At 73.6% G+C, this 3,980-nt stretch carries 1 protein-coding gene; it reads left to right on the top strand.

Annotation, left to right across the window (positions count from 1 at the left end):
- On the top strand, nt 1-3,929 hold a 3,929-nt coding region (locus FOE67_RS18935; protein ID WP_182665888.1), incomplete at its 5' end, for an FtsK/SpoIIIE domain-containing protein.
- Nucleotides 3,930-3,980 lie beyond the last annotated feature (51 nt).

The following is a 3,980-nucleotide window of genomic DNA, read 5'->3' as shown; positions in this document are numbered from 1 at the left end:
AAATGTGTATAAGAGAAAGCCCCACCCACTTCCGGCTCCCCAAACCGCCGGACGAGCCCGACAAGCGCCCGCTGCCCTGGGTGCTCGCCTTCGTGCCCCTGGTCGGCGCGATCACCATGGCGCTGCTGCTGGGCCGGTGGATCTTCCTGATCATGGCGATCCTGTCGCCGATCATGCTCTTCGCCAACTACTTCATGTCGACGAAGAACGCCCGCCGCAAGTACGCCGAACGCGTCAAGGAGTACGAGGAGACCAAGGCGCGCGTCGAGGGGGACGCGCAACAGGCACTCGCCGCCGAACGGTTCACCCGGCGGCACGCCGCCCCCGACCCCGCCGTGGTGCTCAACGCCGCCACCGGCCCGCGCACCCGCCTGTGGGAGCGCCGGCGCACCGACGACGACCACCTGCTGCTGCGGGTGGGCACCTGCGACCTCGACTCCGAGGTGATCCTCAGCGACCCCGAACAGGACGAGCACAAGCGGGAGGTCACCTGGAAGGTCCCCGACGCGCCGGTCACCATCCCGATGCGGGAACACGGTGTGGTCGGCCTGGCCGCCCCCGGCGGCATGGCACGTGCCATGGGACGCTGGGCCGTCGGCCAACTCGTCGTCCTGCACAGCCCCAACGACGTCCAGCTGTACCTGCTCACCGACGCCGCCGGGCGGGATGACTGGGAGTGGGTGCGCTGGCTCCCGCACGCCCGACCCGAGGCCGAGCGCAACACCAACGTGCTGATCGGCACCGACGCCGAGACCGTGGGCGCCCGCCTCGCGGAGCTGACCGGCCTGTTGGACGGACGGCTCAAGGCGGCGAAGAAGTCGCGGTCCCGCACCGCCGAGTTCTCCGACCCCGACATCGTGATCGTCTTCGACGGGTCGCGCCGGATGCGCACCCTGCCGGGGGTGATCCGGCTGCTCAAGGAGGGCCCCTCGGTCGGCATCCACTCCCTGTGCCTGGACGAGGAGGAGCGCTTCCTGCCCGGCGAGTGCCAGGCCGTGGCCGTGGCCGAGCCCCGGCCCGACCCCTCCGCCAACCCCTGGGAGCAGTTCCGGGCCGGCCTGCCGCAGGGCGGCTTCGGCGGCTTCCCCGGCGGACCGCCCGGCTTCGGCGCCCCCGGCCGGCCCGCCGCGGGCGACCCCTCGCGGGGACGCCCCGGCGAGGGCACGGCGCCCGTCCCGGACCGCCTGCGGGTGGAGCGCAAGGGAGCCGACCCGGTCAGGGGTGTGCTGCCCGACCTGGTCTCCCCCCACTGGTGCGCCCTGGTCTCCCGGTCCCTGGCGCCGCTGCGGGACATCAGCGGCGAGGTCGAGGGCGCCGGTCTGCCCTCCTCCAGCCGGCTGCTGGACGTCATGGAGCTGGAGCCGCCGACCCCGGAGGCGATCGCCGCCCGCTGGCGGTTCGACGGCCAGTCGACCACCGCCGTCATCGGCGAGTCCTACGACGGGGCGTTCGCCCTGGACCTGCGCCGCGACGGCCCGCACGGTCTGATCGCGGGCACCACCGGCTCCGGCAAGTCCGAGCTGCTGCAGACGATCGTGGCCTCCCTGGCGGTCGCGAACACGCCCGAGAACATGACCTTCGTGCTGGTCGACTACAAGGGCGGCTCGGCCTTCAAGGACTGCGTGCAACTGCCGCACACCGTCGGCATGGTCACCGACCTCGACAACCACCTGGTGGAACGGGCGCTGCGCTCGCTGGGCGCCGAACTGACCCGCCGCGAGCACATCCTGGCGGCGGTCGGCGCCAAGGACATCGAGGACCACCAGGACCTCGCCCGGCGCGAGCCGGGCCGGCACCAACCGATGCCCCGCCTGCTCATCGTCATCGACGAGTTCGCCTCGATGGTCCGCGAACTGCCGGACTTCGTGAAGGGCCTGGTCAACATCGCCCAGCGCGGCCGGTCCCTCGGCATCCACCTGCTGCTGGCCACCCAGCGGCCCTCCGGCGTCGTCTCCCCGGAGATCCGCGCCAACACCAACCTGCGGATCGCGCTGCGCGTCACCGACGCCGGCGAGTCCACCGACGTCATCGATGCCCCCGACGCCGGCATGATCGCCAAGTCCACGCCGGGCCGCGCCTACGTGCGACTGGGCGCCTCCTCGCTGGTGCCCTTCCAGTCCGGACGGGTCGGCGGCCGGCGGCCGGGCGCGGTGGACCCCGCCGTCTCCCGGCCCTGGTCCAAGGAGTTGGAGTGGAACGCGCTGGGTCGCGAGGCGCTCCGCCGTCCGGAGGGCACCCGCACCGAGGACGACGCCAACACCGACCTGCGGGTCCTGGTGGACGCGATCATCGAGGCCGACCGGGCGCTCGGCTTCCCCCGGCAGCACCGCCCGTGGCTGGACCCGCTGCCGGAGACGGTCCGCCTGGACGAACTGCCCGCCCCGGCGTCCGCCGGCGCGCTGCCCGCGACCCCCTACGCGGTGGAGGACGTCCCCGAGCAGCAGACCCGCCGTCCCCTCGCGGTGGACTTCGCGACCTTCGGCCACCTGCTGGTCGCCGGCGCCCCGCGCACCGGCCGGTCCCAACTGCTGCGCACCATCGCGGGCACCCTGGCCCGCACCCACTCCTGCCGCGACGTCCACCTCTACGCCTTCGACTGCGGCAACGGCGCGCTGAACGTGCTCACCCGGCTGCCGCACTGCGGCGCGGTGGTCGGCCGCAACCAGGTGGACCGCGCCAAGCGCCTGCTCCAGCGCCTGGACGGAGAGGTGGCCCGACGCCAGGAGATCCTGGCGCGCGACGCCCTCGCCGACATCGGGGAGCAGCGCGCGGCGGCGCCGGAGGACGAGCGGCTGCCCCACATCGTGGTGCTCGTGGACCGGTGGGAGGGCTGGCTGCCCTCCCTGGGCGAGATCGACACCGGGGCCCTGACCGACCAGTTGTTCTTCGTCATGCGCGAGGGCGCCAGCGTCGGCGTGCACGTGATCATCACCGGTGACCAGCGGGTGATGACCGGCCGCATCAGCAGCCTCGCCGAGGAGAAGTACACCTTCCGCCTCCAGGACCGCACCGACTACTCGGCGGCGGGGTTGCGACCGCGCGACATCCCCGACGAGGTGCCGGCCGGCCGCATGTTCCGGGGCGGTTCCGGGGCCGAGGTCCAGGTCGCCGTCCTGGACGACGACCTGACGGGTCAGGGGCAGGCGGCGGCGTTGACCGCCATCGGCGAGGCGGCCCGGCAGCGGGACGCCTCCGTGCCGCGCTCCCGGCGGCCGTTCCGGGTGGACGTCCTGCCGGCGAACCTCACCTTCGCGGACGCCTGGGAGATGCGCGACCCGGAGACCTCCGACTCGCGCCTGTGGGCGCTGGTCGGCGTGGGCGGCGACGAGTTGACGGCCTTCGGGCCCGACATGGCGACCGGCCTGCCGTCCTTCGTCATCGCGGGGCCCGCCAAGTCCGGTCGCAGCACCGTGCTGATGCACATGGCCCGGTCCTTCCTGCGCAACGGCGTCCGCCTGGTGGTCTCCGTCCCCCGGCAGTCGCCGCTGGAGGCGCTGGAGGGGGAGGAGGGCGTGGTGTCCGTGCTGCGCGGCACGAAGATCACCAACGAGGACGTGGCCGGGGCGCTGGCCTCGGCCACGCCCGCCGAGCCGATCGTCTTCATGATGGACGACGCGGAGGAGTTGCGCCGCACCCGCGACGCCGAGGACGAACTGCGCGCCATGGTGGTGCGCGGGAGCGAACGCGGGATCTGCACCGTCCTGGCCGGTGACGCCGCCGACGTGTGCAGCGGCTTCAGCGGCTGGCAGGCGGAGGTCAAGAAGGCCCGTCGCGGCGTGCTGCTCTCCCCGCAGACCCACCGGCACGGCGAGTTGATCGGCGCGAAGCTGGCCCGCAGCGTGGCCGTGGAGCGCCCGCAGCCGGGCAACGGCATCCTCCACCTGGGTGACGGCATGCCGATGACGGTCCGTCTGCCGGTGCCGGAGTGACCGCCGGGAGGGCGGTCGCCGGGGCACCCCCGCGACCGCCCTCCCGGCGGT

Source organism: Streptomyces calidiresistens (assembly GCF_014141525.1).
Taxonomy (GTDB): domain Bacteria; phylum Actinomycetota; class Actinomycetes; order Streptomycetales; family Streptomycetaceae; genus Streptomyces; species Streptomyces calidiresistens.
The sequence above is the reverse complement of the archived record's forward strand: the minus strand, read 5'-3'. Positions and strand labels throughout refer to the sequence as shown.